Source organism: Variovorax sp. P1_H2 (assembly GCF_056405295.1).
Map to the genome: position 1 here is coordinate 40832 of NZ_JBFUCJ010000005.1, position 18534 is coordinate 59365.

General features: G+C 66.4%; 20 protein-coding genes. 16 read left to right on the forward strand and 4 right to left on the reverse strand.

Annotation, left to right across the window (positions count from 1 at the left end; genetic code table 11):
- Window positions 1–75: 75 nt before the first annotated feature.
- Window positions 76–1845, reverse strand: a complete 1770-nt coding sequence (dhaL, locus tag AC1D2E_RS03395) for a dihydroxyacetone kinase subunit DhaL (RefSeq protein WP_478196095.1) — start codon at window positions 1843–1845, stop codon at window positions 76–78.
- Between the two features lie 292 nt (window positions 1846–2137).
- Here dhaL and rpiB point away from each other — a divergent pair, with 292 nt between their 5' ends.
- The 6 genes from rpiB to AC1D2E_RS03425 are packed head-to-tail and all read left to right on the forward strand — an operon-like array spanning window position 2138 to window position 7962.
- Entirely contained in the window at window positions 2138–2608 is a 471-nt protein-coding gene (gene rpiB / locus AC1D2E_RS03400) for a ribose 5-phosphate isomerase B (RefSeq protein WP_478196096.1), read from the forward strand.
- 33 nt (window positions 2609–2641) lie between these two features.
- Window positions 2642–4126: a sugar ABC transporter ATP-binding protein gene (locus AC1D2E_RS03405; protein WP_478196097.1), complete on the forward strand. Its 1485-nt coding sequence runs from the start codon at window positions 2642–2644 to the stop codon at window positions 4124–4126.
- Between the two features lie 36 nt (window positions 4127–4162).
- On the forward strand, window positions 4163–5146 hold the full coding sequence (locus AC1D2E_RS03410; protein WP_478196098.1) for an ABC transporter permease: 984 nt from the start codon (window positions 4163–4165) through the stop codon (window positions 5144–5146).
- A 25-nt stretch (window positions 5147–5171) separates the two neighbouring features.
- Window positions 5172–6203, forward strand: a complete 1032-nt coding sequence (locus tag AC1D2E_RS03415) for a substrate-binding domain-containing protein (protein ID WP_478176711.1) — start codon at window positions 5172–5174, stop codon at window positions 6201–6203.
- Window positions 6204–6216: 13 nt separating this feature from the next.
- Complete coding sequence (locus tag AC1D2E_RS03420) at window positions 6217–6975, forward strand: SDR family oxidoreductase (RefSeq protein WP_478196099.1); 759 nt, start codon at window positions 6217–6219, stop codon at window positions 6973–6975.
- A gap of 24 nt (window positions 6976–6999) precedes the next feature.
- The gene (locus tag AC1D2E_RS03425; protein WP_478196100.1) at window positions 7000–7962 is read left to right on the forward strand and encodes a sugar-binding transcriptional regulator; all 963 of its coding nucleotides are present in this window, start codon (window positions 7000–7002) and stop codon (window positions 7960–7962) included.
- A 51-nt stretch (window positions 7963–8013) separates the two neighbouring features.
- Here the strand turns inward: AC1D2E_RS03425 and AC1D2E_RS03430 are convergent, their stop codons facing one another.
- Complete coding sequence (locus AC1D2E_RS03430; RefSeq protein WP_478176702.1) at window positions 8014–8700, reverse strand: GntR family transcriptional regulator; 687 nt, start codon at window positions 8698–8700, stop codon at window positions 8014–8016.
- Between the two features lie 164 nt (window positions 8701–8864).
- Here AC1D2E_RS03430 and AC1D2E_RS03435 point away from each other — a divergent pair, with 164 nt between their 5' ends.
- Genes AC1D2E_RS03435 through AC1D2E_RS03480 form a run of 10 tightly spaced genes read left to right on the forward strand, consistent with a single transcriptional unit; the run spans window position 8865 to window position 18147 of the window.
- Window positions 8865–9638 (forward strand): SDR family NAD(P)-dependent oxidoreductase, encoded by a 774-nt coding sequence (locus AC1D2E_RS03435; RefSeq protein WP_478196101.1) that lies wholly within the window; start codon window positions 8865–8867, stop codon window positions 9636–9638.
- A gap of 43 nt (window positions 9639–9681) precedes the next feature.
- Complete coding sequence (locus AC1D2E_RS03440; RefSeq protein ID WP_478196102.1) at window positions 9682–10890, forward strand: ABC transporter substrate-binding protein; 1209 nt, start codon at window positions 9682–9684, stop codon at window positions 10888–10890.
- Between the two features lie 49 nt (window positions 10891–10939).
- On the forward strand, window positions 10940–11842 hold the full coding sequence (locus tag AC1D2E_RS03445; protein ID WP_478196103.1) for a branched-chain amino acid ABC transporter permease: 903 nt from the start codon (window positions 10940–10942) through the stop codon (window positions 11840–11842).
- Window positions 11843–11847: 5 nt separating this feature from the next.
- Window positions 11848–12792, forward strand: a complete 945-nt coding sequence (locus AC1D2E_RS03450; protein WP_478176698.1) for a branched-chain amino acid ABC transporter permease — start codon at window positions 11848–11850, stop codon at window positions 12790–12792.
- Window positions 12789–13553 carry an ABC transporter ATP-binding protein gene (locus AC1D2E_RS03455; RefSeq protein WP_478196104.1) on the forward strand — a complete coding sequence of 255 codons (765 nt, stop codon included), beginning with the start codon at window positions 12789–12791 and terminating at the stop codon, window positions 13551–13553. The genes AC1D2E_RS03450 and AC1D2E_RS03455 overlap by 4 nt, the downstream gene beginning before the upstream one ends.
- Window positions 13546–14280 (forward strand): ABC transporter ATP-binding protein, encoded by a 735-nt coding sequence (locus AC1D2E_RS03460; protein WP_478196105.1) that lies wholly within the window; start codon window positions 13546–13548, stop codon window positions 14278–14280. Before AC1D2E_RS03455 ends, AC1D2E_RS03460 begins: the two co-directional genes overlap by 8 nt.
- Window positions 14281–14311: 31 nt before the next feature.
- The gene (locus AC1D2E_RS03465; RefSeq protein WP_478196106.1) at window positions 14312–15064 is read left to right on the forward strand and encodes an SDR family NAD(P)-dependent oxidoreductase; all 753 of its coding nucleotides are present in this window, start codon (window positions 14312–14314) and stop codon (window positions 15062–15064) included.
- Between the two features lie 16 nt (window positions 15065–15080).
- Window positions 15081–15815, forward strand: a complete 735-nt coding sequence (locus AC1D2E_RS03470; RefSeq protein WP_478196107.1) for an SDR family NAD(P)-dependent oxidoreductase — start codon at window positions 15081–15083, stop codon at window positions 15813–15815.
- Window positions 15812–17542 carry an FAD-dependent oxidoreductase gene (locus AC1D2E_RS03475; RefSeq protein ID WP_478196108.1) on the forward strand — a complete coding sequence of 577 codons (1731 nt, stop codon included), beginning with the start codon at window positions 15812–15814 and terminating at the stop codon, window positions 17540–17542. Before AC1D2E_RS03470 ends, AC1D2E_RS03475 begins: the two co-directional genes overlap by 4 nt.
- Entirely contained in the window at window positions 17539–18147 is a 609-nt protein-coding gene (locus AC1D2E_RS03480) for a glutathione S-transferase (protein ID WP_478196109.1), read from the forward strand. Before AC1D2E_RS03475 ends, AC1D2E_RS03480 begins: the two co-directional genes overlap by 4 nt.
- A gap of 30 nt (window positions 18148–18177) precedes the next feature.
- Here AC1D2E_RS03480 and AC1D2E_RS03485 read toward each other — a convergent pair whose 3' ends face one another.
- Complete coding sequence (locus AC1D2E_RS03485) at window positions 18178–18333, reverse strand: hypothetical protein (RefSeq protein ID WP_478196110.1); 156 nt, start codon at window positions 18331–18333, stop codon at window positions 18178–18180.
- Window positions 18318–18527, reverse strand: coding sequence for a hypothetical protein (locus AC1D2E_RS03490; protein WP_478196111.1), 210 nt, complete (start codon window positions 18525–18527; stop codon window positions 18318–18320). Before AC1D2E_RS03490 ends, AC1D2E_RS03485 begins: the two co-directional genes overlap by 16 nt.
- Between the last annotated feature and the right edge of the window lie 7 nt (window positions 18528–18534).

Here is an 18534-nt window from a genome sequence, read left to right on the forward strand (position 1 = left end):
TTCGTGTGGGCAACGGAAGCGTTGGACGAGCCGCCGCCAGGGCGGCTCGGGTCGGAACTGCGCGACGGCGCAGACTCAGGCGAGTTGGCGCTGCAGGGACTGCGCCATCGCGCGCAGGATCAGCCAGCACGAGGTGGCGCCGGCGTCCAGCACGCCGATGGAGCGCGGACCCAGCCGGGCGGAGCGGCCGATGCGGGCCTGGAGATCCTTGGTGGAGTCCTTGCCGGCCTCGGCCGCAGCGCTCATCGCCTGCAGTGCGCCGGAGAAGCCGGCTCCGCTTTTCAGCGCCTCGGCAAAGGCGTCGCGCGCCGGTACCAGGGTGTCGATGAGGGACTTGTCGCCCACCTGGGCATTGCCCATGCTTTGCACGTTGGCCACCGCCGCGGCGAGGGCTTCGCCGAACAGCTTGGCGTCCAGTTGCGTGTGGGGCTCCAACGTGTTGACGAACCCGAGGAAGAAACTGCCGTACAGCGGGCCCATGGATCCGCCGATGTCATCCATCAATGCCTGCGACAACTGCGCCATCGCCGCTGGGAGCGAAGCGGCGCGGGCTTCTCCGATCGCGTCCAGGCGCGCGCCGCAGCCCGAGAAGCCCTTGGCCATGTTGATGCCGTGGTCGCCGTCGCCGATCAGTCCGTCGATCTCGCTCAGGAACTCGCGGTGCTCGACGATGGTGGCAATCAGGTCGCGCACCAGGCCGCCTGCCTGGCCGAGCGTGATGGCCGGGCCTTCGACCGTGCGCGGCACGGCCGAGGCGCGCACGCCTGACGGCGCCGCCGCGGCCTGCGGCGCGATCGCGGGGATCTGCGGGTTCGCATCGGTGCGCGTGCTGGGCACGCCCTCCACCGTGATGCCCACCGACCGGCAAGGCGCCTTCAGGCAGGCCTCGAGTTCGTCGTCCAGCCTCATCAGCGTCAACGTCACGCCGAACATTTCCAGCGATGTGAACAGGTTGCCCACCCGGTTGAAGGCGACCGTGACGCCGCGCGTGGCCAGCCTCCGGGCCACCTCGCCGTAGAGGATGTACTGCTCCATGACCGGCGTGGCGCCCAGGCCGGAGATCAACACGGCCACGCGATCGCCTTCGACGATGGGCAAGTCGGGCAGGATGGCATCCAGCATCATCTCGGCCATCTCGGCTGCGCTGGCGGTGCGCCGCACGTCGATGCCAGGCTCGCCGTGATGGCCGATGCCGACCTCCATCGTGCCGTGCGCGATGTGGAAATTCGCCTTGCCGACCGCCGGGATCACGCAGGCCGACAGGCCCACGCCGATGCTGCGGGTGTTGGCGATGGCTTTCTGCGCGGCGGCGATCACCTCGTCGAGGCTGGAGCCCATGGCGGCTTTGGCGCCGCCCACCTTCCACATCAGGATCTCGCCGGCGACGCCGCGCCGCTTGGCCTCGTCGCCCTTCGGCGCCGAGGGCACGTCGTCGTTGGCCACCACCGTCTTGACCGTGATGCCGTCGCGCGCGGCCATCTGCATGGCCATCTTGACGTTCATGTTGTCGCCCGCGTAGTTGCCGTAGAGGCAGGCCACGCCGGCGCCGCCATCGGCGGCGCGCATGGCGTCAAGGAAGCTCTTGGCGGTGGGCGACGAGAAGATTTCCCCGACAGCGACCGCGTCGCAGAGCCCGTCGCCGACATAGCCGATGAAGGCCGGCTCGTGGCCCGATCCGCCGCCGGTCACGATGCCGACCTTGCCTCGTTCCGGTGCGCCGAGCCGGTGAATCACCCGGGCGTTCCCCTCGCTGACGCGCACCGTGTCGGCGTGCGCGATCAGCCAGCCTTGGAGCATGTCCTCGACCACCAGGTCCGGATTGTTGATTACGCGATTCATCGTCATGAAAAGTCTCCGTCGAATGGGGGTGGGTCACAATCGCCAAGGGTTGATCAAATGATCATGTTATGACGATTGTGATCACGCAATTTCAGCGAGTCAATCCAGAGCGTGTTGCTTTTTTCTAAGGGTAAATCCCAGCCTATTTCAAGAAGTCTAGATAAATCAATCACTTATCTTCATTTTCTGAAGATGACTCTGGATCATGGGTTTGACATTTGCGCGAGCCGCCAAGATACTTTTGCTCATGGCATGAACATTGGATCACCCACTGGGCCATCCATACACCGAGGAAATCATGAACATTGCGATTGGTTGTGATGAGGCGGCTTGCGACCTCAAGAACGTCGTCAAGCAGCATTTGCTGGATCAGGGGCACCAGGTCGTCGACTTCGGAACCCATGACAACCAGCCGGTTCTCTATCCGGACATTGGCATTGCCGTGGCTGAGGCGATCGTCCAGGGGCGGCACGAACGGGGGGTACTGTTGTGCGGAACCGGTATCGGCATGGCGATCTCCGCCAACAAGGTGGCAGGGATCCGGGCGGCACAGGCCCACGACACCTATTCGGCGGAGCGGGCCAGCCGCAGCAACAACGCCCAGATCGTCACGCTGGGTTCACGCGTGATCGGCCCCGAACTGGCCAAGGCGATCGTCGATCGTTTCATCGGCTCGAATTTCGACGGTGGCAAGTCGGCCCTGAAGGTCGACGCGATCACCGAATACGAGCGTTCGCAGGCCTCGTCGGCCCGCGACTCGGATGCGTGAAGCCCCTTCGCCCTTTTGATGCGAGAACCTGCCATGAACATCCCGTTGCTGTCCGCCAAAGGCGTTGCGAAGAGCTTCGGCGGTGTGCCGGCGCTGCGCAATGGTTGCCTCGAACTGCATGCCGGCAGCGTTCACGCGCTGTGCGGCGGTAATGGCGCAGGCAAGTCCACGTTCCTGAACATCGTGATGGGCATCTTGCGGCGCGATGCCGGCGAGGTCGCGGTGAAAGGGCAGCCGGTGGATTTCGCATCGCCGCAGGAGGCCATCGCGCATCGCATCTCGATCATCACGCAGGAGCTGTCGCCAATCCCGGGCATGACGGTGGCCGAGAACATCTACCTCGGCCGCGAGCCCAAGCGTGCCGGGCTGGTGATCAATTACCCGGCGTTGTTCGCGCAGGCCAACGCGTTGCTGCGCAAGTTGGGCTTCGATATCGATGCGCGCGTCCTGATGGGGCGCCTGAGTCTCGCGCAGACTCAGCTGGTCGAGATCGCCAAGGCCTTCAGCCGCGACAGCGACATCATCATCATGGACGAGCCGACGTCGGCCATCGGGGAGAGCGAGACCGACATCCTGTTCGACGCGATCCGCAGCGTCACCGCGCAGGGCGCCGGCATCCTGTACGTCTCGCACCGGCTCTCCGAGATCTTCACGATCGCCGACAGCTACACGGTATTCCGTGACGGCGGCTTCGTCCAGGCCGGCAAGCTGGCCGACATCGACCGGCGCCAGCTCGTCAAGCTGATCGTCGGGCAGGAAGTGCGCATCGCCGACAAGAAGCGCAAGCCCGCGCCGACCGGCGATGCCCTGGTGTCGGTGAGGCATCTGTCGCGCAAGGGCGAATTCGCCGACATCAGTCTCGATGTGGCGCCCGGAGAAGTCCTGGGCATCTACGGCCTGATGGGGTCGGGTCGCAGTGAATTTCTCAATTGCCTCTACGGACTGACGCGCCCCGATACCGGCGAGGCCAGTCTTCGCGGRCAGTTGTTGCCCAAGGGAAATCCGGCTGCATCGATCAAGGCCGGGCTGTCGCTCGTCACGGAGGACCGCAAGGCCTCCGGCCTGGTGCTCAGCTCGTCGGTCAGTTTCAACACCAGCCTGGCCGCGTTGCCCGTGCTGCAGCGCGCTTCGGTGGTCGACCGGGCGGCTGAACGCTCGCTCGTCAGCGAGATGGTCCAACGCATGCGGATCAAGCTGGCCAGCACGGCCATGGCGGTGTCCGGGTTGAGCGGTGGCAACCAGCAGAAAGTGGTGCTGGCGCGCTGCATGGCCACCAACCCGGTGTGCTTGCTGTGCGACGAGCCGACGCGCGGCATCGACGAAGGTGCCAAACGCGAGGTGTACGCGTTCCTGGCGTCATTCGCCGAGCAGGGCAATGCGGTGATCGTGGTGTCGTCCGAGGCGCCCGAAGTGCTGGACGTGAGCGACCGCATCGCCATCTTTCGCAAGGGCCGTGTCTCTGACGTGATCGACGGCCACTCCGCCACGCAGGAGGAACTCCTGCACCTCGCGTCTTGACCCGAGACTCTCTTCATCCTCGACCGGACCCACGCCATGAACGCCGCTCCCACCACCACCGCCGCCGCGCCCACCACCCAGCTGCGCTGGCGCCATCTGCTTGCCGACTACGGCATCGTCCTCGCCTTCCTTGTGCTCTGCGTCGCGCTCAGCGTGGCCGACGAGAACTTTCTGAGCTGGGGCAACTGGGTCAACATCCTGCGCCAGACGTCGATCAACGGGATCCTTGCGATCGGTATGACCTACGTCATCCTGACCAAGGGGATCGACCTCTCGGTCGGCTCGCTGCTCGCCGTCTCGGGCATCGTCGCGGCCAGCCTGGTGACCGGCGAGACCGCCCACCCCGCGATGGTCGGCATCCTCGCCGGCCTGGCGGTGGGTGCCGTCCTTGGCGCCGTCAACGGCGGGCTGATCGCAGGGCTGTCCGTGGCACCCTTTGTCGTCACGCTCGGCATGCTCAGCGTGGCGCGCGGCCTGACCTTCATCTACAACGACGGCATGCCGATTGCGGCGCTGTCGCCCGGGTTCCGCTACATCGGGCAGGGCATGCTGGCGGGCATTCCCGTGCCGGTGATCATCCTGGCCGCGACGTTCCTGGTGTTCTGGTTCATCTTGAAGTACATGACCTTCGGCCGCGCCGTGTACGCGGTCGGCGGCAACGAGAAGAGCGCGAAGACCAGCGGCATCAACACCGTCCGCGTGATCTTCCTGGTCTACGTGATCTCGGGCGTGCTGTCGGCGCTGGCCGGCCTGATTCTGGCGGCGCGCACCACCTCGGCACTGCCGCAGGCGGGCGTGGCCTACGAGCTCGACGCGATCGCCGCGGTGGTGATCGGCGGAACCTCGTTGAGCGGGGGCGTCGGCTCGCTGACTGGCACGCTGATCGGCGCGCTGATCATCGGCGTCATCAACAACGGTCTCGATCTGCTGGGCGTTTCGTCGTACTACCAGCAGGTCATCAAGGGTGCAATCATCGTTGCGGCAGTGCTGCTCGATGTCTCGCGCAAGAAGCAGGCTTGACCTGCTGTCCATTCCTCCATCACTGATCCAAACCAAGGAGACATTCCCCATGCGATTCCTCAAACTCGCCGTCTTGACCGTCGCGGTGGCCGCGCTTGCCGCCCCGCAGTTCGCGGCGGCTCAACAGAAGACCTACAAGATCGGCGCCGCCGTCTATGGCCTCAAAGGCGAATTCATGCAGCTTTGGGTGAATGCGCTGAAAGACCACCCAGCCGTCAAGGACGGCACTGTCAAGCTGACGATCTTCGACGGCAAGTACGATGCGCTGACGCAGAACAACCAGTTCGACACGATGGTCACGCAGAAGTACGACGGCATTCTCTTCGTGCCGATCGATATCCAGGCCGGCGCCGAGGCCGTCGAGAAGGCTTCGGCGGCCAAGATCCCCGTGGTCGGGTCCAACACCCGCGTCAACAGCAACAAGCTCGCCGGGTACGTCGGGTCCGACGATGCGGTGGCGGGTGAAATGGAAGCCGAGGCCGTGATCAAGGCGATCGGCAGCAAGGGCAACGTGGTGGTCATCGAGGGCCCGATCGGGCAGTCCGCGCAGATCGAGCGCCGCAAGGGCAACCAGGTCGCGCTCGCCAAGTACAAGGATGTGAAGGTGCTGGAAATGAAGACGGCCAACTGGTCGCGTGCCGAGGCCTTGTCGCTGATGGAGAACTGGCTCACGGCACATCCCGGAAAGATCAACGGCATCATCGGCCAGAACGACGAGATGGCGCTCGGTGCGATCGAGGCGGTCAAGGCCAAGGGCCTGGTGCCGAAATCCATCCCGGTCGCGGGCATTGACGGCGTGACCGATGCAATCAAGGCGGTCAAATCCGGTGACATGGTGAGCATTCTTCAAGATGCGCAAGGTCAGGCGCAAGGCGGACTCGACGTGCTGCTGCGACAGATCGAAGGCCCGAGCTACAAGCCACGCGCTGCGCTGTGGACCGAATACGCCGGCACGGGCCTGAGCTGGGGCGACGGCACGGCCAGGCAGTACAACGTGCCGTGGACGCCGATCACGACGCAGAACGCCGACGCACTGCTGGCCAAGCGCAGCAAGTAAAGGGGGAGTTGCCATGTCTCTTGGTTTCGATCAGGCGTTTGACCTCTCCGGACAAGTTGCGCTGGTGACCGGCGGCGCATCGGGCATCGGTCTCGCGGTTGCCGAGCTGTTCGCCGCCAAGGGCGCCAGCCTGGTGCTGCTCGACCTGAGCGATCAGGTCGCCGCGGTGGCGCAGCGGCTGCCGGGCCAGCATCTCGGGATCGCCTGCAACGTGGCCGACCTCGCCCAGCGCGAGGCTGCCGTTGCCAGCGCCGTCAAGCGCTTCGCGCGTATCGACATGCTGGTCAACAACGCCGGCGTGGCGCTGCTCGATCGCGCCGATGCGGTCACGGAGGCCGACTGGGACAAGACCATGGCGATCAACCTGAAGGCGCCGTTCTTCCTCGCCCAGGCCGTGGCTGCGCAGATGAAGAAGCAGGGCGGCGGCCGCATCGTCAACCTCGCCTCGCAGGCCAGCGTGATCGCGCTGGAGCGCCACGTCGCCTACTGCGCCAGCAAGGCGGCGATGGTCTCGATGACGCAGGTGCTCGCCGTCGAGTGGGCGCCGCTGGGGATTACCGTGAATGCGGTCTCTCCGACCGTCGTCGAAACCGAACTCGGCAAGAAGGCGTGGGCCGGCGAGGTCGGTGAGGCGATGAAGAAGAAGATCCCGATCGGCCGTTTCGCGCAGCCGGCCGAGATCGCGGCGGCGATTCTGTATCTGGTCAGCGCACATGCTGGCATGATGACCGGCGAGAACCTGATCATCGACGGGGGCTACACAATTCAATGAACGACACCCTATCCTCGTGAATCCATGACCGAAAGCGATCTGGCAAAGCTGGCGACCCTGTACTACATCGACGGACGCACCCAGGAAGACTTGTCGAAGCATTTCGGCATCTCCCGTGCAACGGTGGGCCGCTTGCTGCGCCGGGCGCAGGAGCAAGGCGTGGTCGAGATTCGCGTCCGGCCGCACCCCACCTTCGCTGCCGATCTCGAAAAGCAGCTGATCGATCGCTTCGGAATTCGGCGGGCGCTGGTCGCGCTCGATCACAAGGACGCGGACAAGCAGCGCGAACTGCTGGCGGGCCTGGTGGCGAGCGAACTCGACCGCATCTTGCTGGATGGCAGCGTCGTCGCGGTTGGAATGGGGCGCAACGTGAGTTCGGTGTCCGAGCATTCGATGTCGGCGACCCGCCGGCAATGCAACTTCGTCAGCGCCATCGGGGGCTCCTATCGAGGCGGGGAGGCCATGAATGCGGACCATATCGCGCGCCGCCTGGCCGCGCGTTTCGGTGGGGAGTCCGAGTCCCTCTACGCGCCCGCCCTGGTCGATGATCCGCTGATCCGCAAGGCGCTGCTCGAGAACGACACCGTGCGCCACACCCTGGACAAGGCCCGTCGTGCCGACATCGCGCTGATCGGCGTCGGCGACGTGAGCGTGGACAGCAACATGGTGCGCATGGGGTGGTTTACGCCGCAGGAGATCTCTGAAGCCAAGCGCGCCGGGACCGTGGGCGACATGATGGGCTACGACTTCATCGACATTCACGGCGAGCCGGCGATGACGCCGATGCAGGGGCGAGTCATCGGCCTGACCCGCAGCGATCTGCAGCGCATTCCGAACGTGATCGCCGTCGCGGCAGAATCCAGCAAGGTGACGGCCATCGTGGGTGCCTTGCGCACGGGTGCGATCGACACCTTGGCCACGACGGCAGGCAACGCCGCCGCTGTTCTTCAGCTCGACGAGGCGATCAACGCCTCGCGACAAGGCTGAAGTCGTCGCACAGATCGCGCTTCGCGCTCGTGGCTGCCGGGAAGCCGAGGATCAGGCACGCCCGGACGTCCCCTTCAGCAATCGCTCGAAGTTCTGCTTGAAGATGATGCCGGCGTAGTACACGTGCTCGCGCATCAGCTGCTCGGCCCGCGTGCAATCCCGGGCGAGCACCGCCTCGACGATGCGGTGGTGGTCGCCGTGCGAGCGCAGGATCACCGCATGCTCGACGTCCCACAGAACGAGGCGGTCCGACGCATAGGGGATGTTGTGCGCCTGCTCGGCAAATCGGCCGAGCCAGGGATTGCACGAGGCTTCCAGGAACGTGTTGTGCAGGGTGACGTTGATCTTCTGGTACGGCTCGTGGTCCTCGGGCAATAGCACGCCCTTCGACAGGATCTTGTCGCCGTCGGACAGGCACTCCCGCAGCGTCTGCGCCTGCGCCTCGCTGAGGCCGCGTTCAGCCGCCCGCTTGCAGGCCAGACCCTCGAGGGCAGCGCGCACCTCGTACGCCGCCACGATGGTCTCCAGTTCGAACTCGCGCACCAGGTAGCCGCGCTTGGGCTGGTGATCGATCAGCCCTTCGTTGGCGAGGGCCGCGAGCGCGGCGCGCACAGGGGTCCTCGAGACCCCCATCTCGAGCGCGGTCGGGATCTCCTCGATGCGTTCGCCTGCTTTGAAGCGGCCGTGCAGCACCCAGTTGCGTAGCGTGTCCGTGACCTGTTGCGACAGTGTTTCCAACGGCTTGCCTCCAGTTCGAGCGGCTTGTGGCCGCCGCGGATCAAGTATACATGTTCGGCAAAAAGTCGACATTACTGGGGTAAACCCCGGTGTATACGGTCGATCATGTATACATACTCCGTGCAGGCGCCAGGTGGAGCGCGACTTTGAAGATTGGAAATGGCATGACGGACAGTTCGAGCAAAGGCCGGTGGGCGTTGGTGACGGGTGGGGGACGGGGCATCGGCGAGGCCATTGCACGCCGATTGGCGGCAGAGGGCATGCGGGTGGTGGTGGCCGACATCGACCGCGCCAATGCCGATCGCGTGGCCGGCAGCCTGGGGGCGCTGCACGTGAGCCGCGCCGTCGATGTGGCCGACGAGGCGGCGGTGCAGGCCTTGTTCGAGGATGTCGAGTCGACGCTCGGCGCGGTCTCGGTGCTGGTTTGCGTGGCCGGCATCCTGATCCTTCCAGGCGGCGAGCGCCCCCTCATCAAGGACATGACCATGGATACATGGGAGCGCAGTTTCGCGGTCAACACCCGCGGCGCGTTTCTCTGCAGCCGCGAGTACCTCCGCCGGCGCGAAGTCGCGAACGTCGAACACGGGCGTGTCGTGTTCTTCGGCTCGGTCGCCGCGCAGCTCGGCGGCTACCGTTCGAGCGCCGCCTACATCGGCGCCAAGGCCGCCGTGCACGGCTACGCCAAGGCCTTTGCACGCGAAGCGGCGCATCTGGGCATCACGTCGAACGTCATCGCGCCCGGCCTGATCGATACCGACATGCTGCGCAGCACCGTCACCAGCAGCGGTGCGCTGGCCGCGGCCGCCCAGAACATCCCGCTCGGCCGCGTCGGCACGGTCGACGACGTCGCCGCGGCGGTCAGCTACCTGGTATCGCCGGCAGCCTCCTACATCACGGGCGATGTCATCGACGTCAACGGCGGCTACCGCATGCAATAGACGCACACCCAGCCACTCGCAGATTCAATCCCAAGGAGACACCATGAAACGACTCAAGACCCTCGCCGCGCTGGCCGTCTGCAGCCTGGCCATCGGCGCCGCGCACGCGCAGCAGGAACCCGGCGTGACCGACAAGACCATCAAGATCGGCCTCTTCGGCCCCTTGTCGGGCAACTCGATGGCCTATGGCTTCGACGTCATGAACGCGGCGAAGATGTACTACGAGAAGGTCAACAAGGAAGGCGGCATCCATGGCCGCAAGATCGAACTCGTGATCGAGGACGATCGCTGCAACGCCAACGACCTGCTGGCCGCGGTCAAGAAGCTGACCGAGCAGGACAAGGTCTTCGCGCTCAACGGCGGCTCCTGCTCCGCGGYCGTGGTCGGTGCGCGCGAATACGTCGAGCGCTCGCAGATCCCCTTCGTGATGCTCAATGCGTCGGGCGACGGCGCGCTCTATCCGCCGTCCAAGTACATCTACGGTGCCTTCTCGATCTCGCAGCGCGCCGTGGGCGGCTCGATGGTGCAGTTCGCCGCCGAGCACCTGAAGGCCAAGAAGATCGGCTACATCAACCACGACGACGCCTACGGCGGCTGGAACCTCGAGGCCGCCGAGTTCCAGGCCAAGAAGATCGGCGTCGAACTGCAGGTGCAGTCGGTGGCGCCGAACCTGACCGACGTCACCGCCCCGATGCTGAAGATCCGCGCGGCCAATCCCGATGTGCTGCTGATCACCACCTACGCCAGGCCCGTCAGCCTGCTGGTGAAGAAGGCCCAGGAACTGGGCTGGACCAAGCCCATCGTGATCGCGGTCAACGGCACGGCCGACCTCAAGCAACTGGTCGAGAACGTCGGCAACAAGGAGGCGTTCAAGAACGTCTACCTCCAGGAAGTCATGGCCGACGTGGCCGGCGGCCCCAAGCTCAAGTGGGTGTACGACATGTACAAGGCGTCCTATCCCGATCTCGCCGCCAAGCCCGGCTACCCGCAGACCTACATGCCCTACGGGATCCCGTCGGCGATGACGGTGGTCAACGCCCTGAAGGCGGCCGGCCCGCAACCGACCCGCGAGAAGTTCCTGACGGCGCTGTCGCAGACCAAGTTCGAATCGAACGTCATGGCGGGCCCGATCGAGCTCACGCCCACCGACCACGCGGGCCAGAAGTCGGCGATCTACCTGAAGTTCGACGGCAGCGAGATGACCCCGGTTCCGGGCGCCTATCGCAGCCTGTGGACCTACCAGCCCAAGTAATTCACCAAGGAGACGAGGCGCCCGTGCGAGCGGGCGCCTCTCGCACCCCATGAGCCTCAGCGAGATCTGGCTATTCCTGCAGCAGGGTGTGCTGTCAGGTCTGGTGACCGGCAGCGTGTACGCCCTGCTGGCCATCGCCATCGTCGCGATCTTCAAGACCACCGACGTGCCCAACTTCGCGCAGGGCGAGATCTTCATGATCGCCGGCTACGTGGCCCTGTGCCTGCTGCTGATCGCCGGCCTGCCGTACGCGGTCGTCATTCCGCTGACCGTGGTCACGGTGGCTGCCGGCGCGGCACTGTTCCAGCGCGTCGTCATGGAGCGGGTCACGCATTCGAAGGGCGTGGGCCCGCAGCTCGTGATCGCCACCCTCGGCCTGGCCTACACGCTCAAGGGCCTGGTGCGGCAGACGGGACTGGGCGACACGCCGCGCTCGCTGCCTTCGATCGTGCCCAACGACCCGGTCATGATCGGCGACGCCTTCCTGACCAAGCTCGACGTCACGATCTTCATCAGTTCGGTCGTCGTGATGCTGCTGATCTACCTCATGTTCAGCCACACCCGCATCGGCAAGGCCATGCGCGCGGTCGGCATGAATCCGCGCGCCGCCCAGATCGTGGGCATTCGCCTGTCTCGCATCCGGATGATGGTCTGGGCGATGTCCGGCGTCATCTCGGCGCTGGCCGCGCTGCTGATCACGCCCAAGGTGCTGATCACGCCGGACATCGCGCACATCGCCATCCTGGCCTACGCGGCCGCGATCGTCGGCGGCTTCACGAGCCTGCCCGGCGCCGTGCTCGGCGGGCTGATCATCGGCATCGTCGAGAACCTGGTGGGGCTCTTCATCTCGACCAATGCGATCGTGGTGGCCCCCTTCCTGGCCATCCTGGTCACGCTGATCGTGCGCCCCCAAGGCATCCTGGGCGGCAAGCCGCAAGTCAAGAAAGTATGAAATCCATGACCCGCGACCACTGGGCGCTGCTGGCTGCCGCCCTGATCCTGATCGTGCTGCCGTTCACCGTGTCGGGCTACGTGCTGTACGTCGTGAATCTGCTGATGGTCTTCGTGGTGCTGGCGCTCGGCATGCACGTGGTGATCGGCGAGGCCGGGCAGTTCGCGCTGGCCCATGCCGCCTTCTACGGCATCGGCATCTATACCGCCGGGCTCATCAACACCGCCTGGCATCCGCCCTTCATCGTGTCCATCCTGGCGGGCGGCCTGCTGTCGGCGGTCTTGGGCTTCTTCATCGGCTACCTGGCGCTTCGCATGCGCGACATCTACCTGGCCCTGGCGACCTTCGCCTTCGGCGAGGCCATGCAATGGGTCTTCCTGAGCTGGGAAGGCGTCACCGGCGGCTCCAACGGCATGAAGATGCAGCCGGCCGAATTCTTCGGCTACAAGCTGACCAACGACCTGCAGGCCTATCCGTTCGTGATGGTGCTGGCGGCGCTGATGCTGTGGCTGACCGTGGCGCTGGCCCGATCGCAATATGGCTCGGCCCTGCGCGCCGTGCGCGAGAGCGACGTGGCCGCGATGGCCATGGGCATCAACGTCAAGGCGATGAAGCAGAGCGCCTTCGCGATCTCGGCCGCCTTCGCCGGCATCGCGGGCGGCATGTACACCCTGTTCACCTCCTTCATCCATCCCGAAAGCCTGGGCTTCCAGACCACCATCCTGGTGCTGACGATGGTCGTGGTGGGTGGCATGGGGTCGGTGCGCGGCGCGGTGGCCGGCGCGATCGCCTTCGGACTGATCTCCGAGCTGCTGCGCCAGCTGATGTCGGTGCAGGAAATCATTTATGGCCTGATCCTGATGGGCTTCATGATGTTCCGGCCCAAGGGCCTGTTCGCCGATCGCAATCGACGCCTCGCGCGCCAGGCGGTAAAGGGGGGTCAGCCATGAGCGGCCATCCCTTCGTCGAGGTGTCCGGCATCACGGTGCGCTTCGGCGGGCTGGTGGCCGTCAACAGCCTCTCGTTCCAGGTCGAGCGCGGCGCCATCCATGCGCTGATCGGCCCCAATGGTGCGGGCAAGTCGACCACCTTCAATTGCATCTCGCGCTACTACCAGCCCACCGAAGGGCGGATCCGGATCGACGGCGAGGACGTGACCCACTACCCGCCGACCCGCATGGCGGGCATGGGCGTGGCCCGCAGCTTCCAGAATCTCGAGCTCTTCGGCGATCTCAGCGTCTACGAGAACGTGCTGCTGGGATGCCATTCCCACAGCGCCGTCACGCTCGGGCAGCTGTTGCGCCGGCCCAGTGGCGCGATCCGCGACCTGGTCGACAGCCTGATCGAGCGCGTGGGCCTCACGCACGACCGCCAGACGCGCGCCAAGGAGCTCGATTTCGGGCACCAGAAGCTGCTCGAGATCGCCCGGGCACTGGCGTTGAAGCCGAGGCTGCTGCTGCTCGACGAACCTGCCGCCGGCCTGCGAAACCGCGACATCGAGAACCTCGACCGCCTGCTGACCGAGCTCGCGCAGCGCGACGGCATCACCGTGCTGCTGGTCGAGCACGTGATGCAGCTGGTGATGTCGATCTCCAACCGCATCACCGTGATGTCCTTCGGCCAGAAGATCGCCGAGGGCACGCCGAAGGAAATCAGCGAGGATCCGACCGTGATCGAAGCCTACCTCGGCAAGGGAGCGGCGCATGCCTGAGACCCCCGTGACCGAACCCCTGCTGGCGCTGCGTGGCATCAGCGCCTCCTACGGGGCCATCCAGGCCCTGTCGAACGTGTCGTTGAGCGTGCCGCAAGGCGCCATCGTGGCGCTGCTGGGCAGCAACGGCGCCGGCAAGAGCAGCACGCTCAACGCCATCTCCCGCCTGATCCATCCGAGTGCGGGCGAAGTGACATTCGCCGGCTCCGCCATCCACCGGCTGCCTTCCGACGAGATCGTGCGGCGCGGCCTGGTGCAGGTGCCCGAGGGCCGCGAGGTCTTCAAGGAGATGAGCGTGCGCGAGAACCTCGAGCTGGGCGCCTTCCTGCGCGGAAACCGCCGCGAGATGGCCGAAGACCTCGACCGGGTGTTCGCGATGTTTCCGCGCATGAAGGAACGCATCGACCAGCGCGCCGCGACGCTGTCCGGCGGCGAGCAGCAGATGCTCGCGATCGGCAGGGCGCTGATGTCGCGTCCGCGCATGATCATGTTCGACGAGCCGTCGATGGGCCTTTCTCCCGTGCTGGTCGAGCAGATCTTCGAGTCGATCCAGCGGCTCAACCGCGAACAGGGCCTGACCATCCTGCTGGTCGAGCAGGACGTGCGGCTGGCACTGGCCGTCGCCAGCCACGCCTACATCCTCGAGAACGGCGAGATCACGCTCGAGGGGCCGTCCGCCCAGCTCGCCAGCGATCCCGCGGTACGCAAGGCCTACCTCGGCGTCTGAAACACCGCCTTCCACTCCCAGGAGCAATCGAATGGATCTATTGAAAGACAAGCTGGCGCTCGTGACCGGCGCCGGTGGCGGCCTCGGCTCGGCGATCGCGAACGGCTTCGCCGCGCAGGGCGCGCGCGTCATCGTGGCCGACATCGACCTCGGGCGCGCCGAGGCCACCGCCGCGTCGATCGTCCGGACCGGCGGGCAGGCCTGGAGCGTCGCCATCGACGTCACGGACCGCGCCGCGGTGCAGGCCTGCGCGACGGCACTGGAAGAACGCTTCGGTCCGATCGACGTGCTGGTCAACAACGCCGGAATCTCGGGCAAGTCGCGCATCGACGATCCGCAAGCCACGGAGGTCTGGGACCGGCTGATCGAGGTCAACCTGCAGGGGCTCTTCAATGTCACGCACGCCTTCGTCCCGGCCCTGAAGAAGACCCGCGGATGCATCGTCAACCTGTCTTCGATCGTCGCCTTCGTCAGCGGCATCTCGTCGGCGGGCTACGTGGCATCGAAGGGAGCGGTGCGCTCGCTGACCCAGGTGCTGGCACGCGAACTGGCACCGTTCGGCGTCCGCGCCAACGCCGTGGCACCGGGCCTGATGCTGACCGAGATGGTGGCGCCGCAGCTGGCCGTCCCGGGCGGCACCGACTGGTACATGAAGCGGGTGCCGATGGCGCGCGGCGGCGAGGTCGACGAGATCGTCGGCCCGGTCGTCTTCCTCTGTTCGCCGATGGCCAGCTACGTCAATGGCGTGGTGCTGCCGGTCGACGGCGGCTTTCTTTCCGCATGACACAGGACCCTTCCCCATGAACAGCAAGAAACCGATTGCCCTGGTCACCGGCGGTGCCGGCGGCATGGGCCTGGCCACCGTCGAGCGCCTGGCGCGCGACGGCTTCTCCGTGGTGATGGTCGATCGCGACGAGGCGCTCGCGCAGCGCGAGACGCAGCGCCTGGCCGGCCTCGGCCTCGATGTGCAGTGCCGCGTGCTCGACCTCACCGACGAGGACGCCGTGCGCGGCCTGGTGCGTTCGCTTCCGCCCGTGCAGGCGCTTGTGAACAACGCGGGCATCTTCGACGAGCGCAAGTTCCTCGAGGTCAGCAATGCGGATTTCCGGCGCGCCTACGAGGTCAACCTGATCGCCGTCGCCACGCTCACGCAGGAGGTCGCAAAGACGATGCCAGACGGCGGCCGCATCGTGAACATCGCCTCGCGCGCCTACCTCGGTGCCAGGAACCATCCCCACTATGTCGCCTCGAAGGCCGCGGTCGTGGGCTACACCCGCGCCAGCGCCATGGAGCTGGCGCCGCGCGGCATTCTCGTCAATGCCATTGCCCCGGGGCTGATCGACACGCCGATCCTGCGCGCGCTCACGCCCGAGCGGCTGCAGGCCCAGCTGGCCCTGCAGCCCACGGGCAAGGCCGGGCGGCCCGAGGACATCGCGCAGGCAGTGTCCTTCCTCGTGTCGCCGCAGACAGGCTTCATCACCGGCCAGGTGCTCTTCGTCGACGGTGGCAAGTCCCTGGGCGGATCCGGCGCATGAATGCACAAAGGTGGGATGCCGAGTACGACGTCGTCGTGATCGGCGCGGGGACCGGTGGCATGGCGGCGGCCCTGACCGCCAGCATCGAGGGCCAGAGCGTGCTCATCGCCGAGAAGACCGACCGCGTCGGCGGATCGACCGCGGTGTCGGGCGGCGCGGTATGGGCGCCGCTCAATGCACAAGCCGCGAAGCTCGGCCATCCGGACACTTTCGACAAGGCCTGGGCCTACATGCGCAGCACCGTGGGCGACGCTGCGCCGGCCGCGATGCAGCAGGCCTTCCTGCGCAGCTGCGCCGGCATGGTCGATTTCTTCGAGCGCAACACCGAAGTGAAACTCGTGGCGCGCAGCTACTCGCCGGACTACTACCCCGACCGCGAGGGCGCGGCGCTGGGCGGCCGCTCGCTGGATCCCGCGATGTTCGACGGCCGCCTGTTGGGCCGGCACTTCAAGGAACTGCGCGATCCCTTGCCCGAGTTCATGGTGCTCGGCGGCATGATGATCACGATGACGGACGCCAAGCACCTGCTCGCGGTGACGAAGTCGTTCACGGCGTGGCGCGAGGGCGTGAGGCTGGTGCTGCGCTACTTCAGCGACCGGCTGCGCGGATACCACCGGGGCACCCGCCTGGTGCTCGGCAATGCACTCGGCGCGCGGCTCTTCAAGAGCGTCCTGGACCGCCGCATCGACTACTGGCTCGAGGCGCCGTTGCAGCAGCTGCAGCGGGCCGGCGGCCGCGTGACAGGGGTCGCATTGCTGCGCGGCGGAAAGACCGTGCGAGTGCGCGCGCGGCGCGGCGTCGTGGTGGCCACGGGCGGTTTTCCATGGAGCGAGACCCTGCGCAGCGAGCTGTATCCACAGCCGACCGGGAACTGGTCGATGGCACCGCAAGGCAATCGCGGCGAAGGCATTGCGCTTGCCCGTGACGCCGGCGCGGCGATGGGCAGCGGCCATTCGAACCCGGCCTTCTGGGCGCCGGTGTCGATCCTGCAGCGGCCGGACGGCAGCGTGGTGCGCTATCCGCACCTGGTCTGGGACCGCGCCAAGCCGGGGCTGATGGCGGTCAACCAGGCCGGCGAGCGATTCGTCAACGAGTCCACGTCCTATCACGAGTTCGTGCGTGCCATGTACCGCTCGCACAAGACCGTGCCGTCCTTGCCCGCGTACCTGGTCTGCGACCACGACTTCATGGAAAAGTGGGGCATGGGCCTGGCGCTGCCGGGCGGCCGGCCGCGCGAGCACCTGATCCGCGCCGGCTACCTCCACAAGGCACCGACCCTGGGCTCGCTCGGCGAATCGCTGGGCATCGACGGCGCGCGCCTGGAGGCGTCCGCCGCGCGCTTCAATGCGCAGGCCGCCAGCGGCAAGGACGAGGACTTCGGCAAGGGCAGCACCGAATACAACCGCTATCTGGGCGACCCCGACCAGAAGCCCAACGCCTGCCTGGGGCCGCTGCGGCGCGCGCCGTTCTACGCCGTCAAGGTGGTGGCCGGCGACATCGGAACCGCGGCAGGCATCGCATGCAACGAGAATGCCCAGGCGCTCGACGCCGAAGGCCGGCCGATCCCCGGCCTCTACATGGCGGGCAACGACATGCACTCGGTGATGGGCGGCGAGTACCCGGCGCCCGGCATCACGCTGGGCCCGGCATTGACCTTCGGCTGGATCGCCGGGCGGCATCTCGCCAAGTCGCCTGAACACGCAACGACGGAATCCATCGGCCCATGAAGATCTATTTTTCTCCCTTCTCTCCCTACGTTCGCAAGTGCCTGGTGGTGGCGCACGAGCTCGGCCTCGGCGAGCGCGTGCAGCTGCTGCCGTCGAACGCGAACCCGGTCCAGCGCGATCAGGAGATCATCGCCAGGAATCCCCTGGGCAAGGTTCCCACCTTCATCACCGACGACGGCCAGGTCCTGTATGACAGCCGGGTGATCTGCGAGTACCTGGACAGCCTGGCGGGCGGCCGGCTTTTCCCGGCCAGCGGGGCGGCGCGCTGGAACGCGCTGACCCTTCAGTCGCTGGCGGACGGAATCCTCGATGGGGCGCTGCTGGCGCGCTACGAGGACGTGGCGCGGCCGGAGGCATTGCGCTGGCCCGAATGGCGTGCCGCGCAGCTGGACAAGGCCGAGACCTCGCTGGCACACCTCAACGCGAATCCCGCGCTGCTGGCACCCGGGCGCGTGGACATCGGCACCCTCGCCGTGGCCTGCGCGCTCTGGTACCTCGACCTGCGCTTCGGCGATTTCGACTGGCGCACGCGGCATGCCGCGGTGGCCCAGTGGTTCGCCGAGTTCTCGAAGCGTCCGTCGCTGCAGGCCAGCTGGTCGCTCTGAACGCGCGGCAACCCGGCGAAAGCAGATGGCTCATGGGGATGGTCCTTCCTCGCGCGTGTCCTGGCCGTTCCCGACCCAGCCCATGAAGATCTGATAGCCCAGCGCCAGCCGCGTGGCGCCGACGAACATACCGAGAATGCCCGCTGCGGCCATGCCGCCGAGCGCGCCGATCAGGATGACGGGCATCGGCGCGTCGACCCCGCGGCCAGCATCAGCGGCTTCAGCACGTTGTCGGCCATGCCGGCGAGGAAGATCAGCACGCACTCAGCGGGCGGACGGATCGGTGCCGAAAGACGCATCGCGTGGAGGTCCGGCACCCTGATGGGCTGCATGACCAGCGAGACCAGAATGCGCTTGCCTTTTTGAACCAGCGCGTCCACAGTGATT

Coding starts and splice junctions, on each gene's coding strand:
- dhaL (WP_478196095.1), bottom strand. CDS start 1,845: ATGACGATGAATCGCGTAATCAACAATCCGGACCTGGTGGTCGAGGAC.
- rpiB (WP_478196096.1), top strand. CDS start 2,138: ATGAACATTGCGATTGGTTGTGATGAGGCGGCTTGCGACCTCAAGAAC.
- AC1D2E_RS03410 (WP_478196098.1), top strand. CDS start 4,163: ATGAACGCCGCTCCCACCACCACCGCCGCCGCGCCCACCACCCAGCTG.
- AC1D2E_RS03420 (WP_478196099.1), top strand. CDS start 6,217: ATGTCTCTTGGTTTCGATCAGGCGTTTGACCTCTCCGGACAAGTTGCG.
- AC1D2E_RS03425 (WP_478196100.1), top strand. CDS start 7,000: ATGACCGAAAGCGATCTGGCAAAGCTGGCGACCCTGTACTACATCGAC.
- AC1D2E_RS03435 (WP_478196101.1), top strand. CDS start 8,865: ATGACGGACAGTTCGAGCAAAGGCCGGTGGGCGTTGGTGACGGGTGGG.
- AC1D2E_RS03445 (WP_478196103.1), top strand. CDS start 10,940: ATGAGCCTCAGCGAGATCTGGCTATTCCTGCAGCAGGGTGTGCTGTCA.
- AC1D2E_RS03450 (WP_478176698.1), top strand. CDS start 11,848: ATGACCCGCGACCACTGGGCGCTGCTGGCTGCCGCCCTGATCCTGATC.
- AC1D2E_RS03455 (WP_478196104.1), top strand. CDS start 12,789: ATGAGCGGCCATCCCTTCGTCGAGGTGTCCGGCATCACGGTGCGCTTC.
- AC1D2E_RS03460 (WP_478196105.1), top strand. CDS start 13,546: ATGCCTGAGACCCCCGTGACCGAACCCCTGCTGGCGCTGCGTGGCATC.
- AC1D2E_RS03465 (WP_478196106.1), top strand. CDS start 14,312: ATGGATCTATTGAAAGACAAGCTGGCGCTCGTGACCGGCGCCGGTGGC.
- AC1D2E_RS03470 (WP_478196107.1), top strand. CDS start 15,081: ATGAACAGCAAGAAACCGATTGCCCTGGTCACCGGCGGTGCCGGCGGC.
- AC1D2E_RS03475 (WP_478196108.1), top strand. CDS start 15,812: ATGAATGCACAAAGGTGGGATGCCGAGTACGACGTCGTCGTGATCGGC.
- AC1D2E_RS03480 (WP_478196109.1), top strand. CDS start 17,539: ATGAAGATCTATTTTTCTCCCTTCTCTCCCTACGTTCGCAAGTGCCTG.
- AC1D2E_RS03485 (WP_478196110.1), bottom strand. CDS start 18,333: ATGCCCGTCATCCTGATCGGCGCGCTCGGCGGCATGGCCGCAGCGGGC.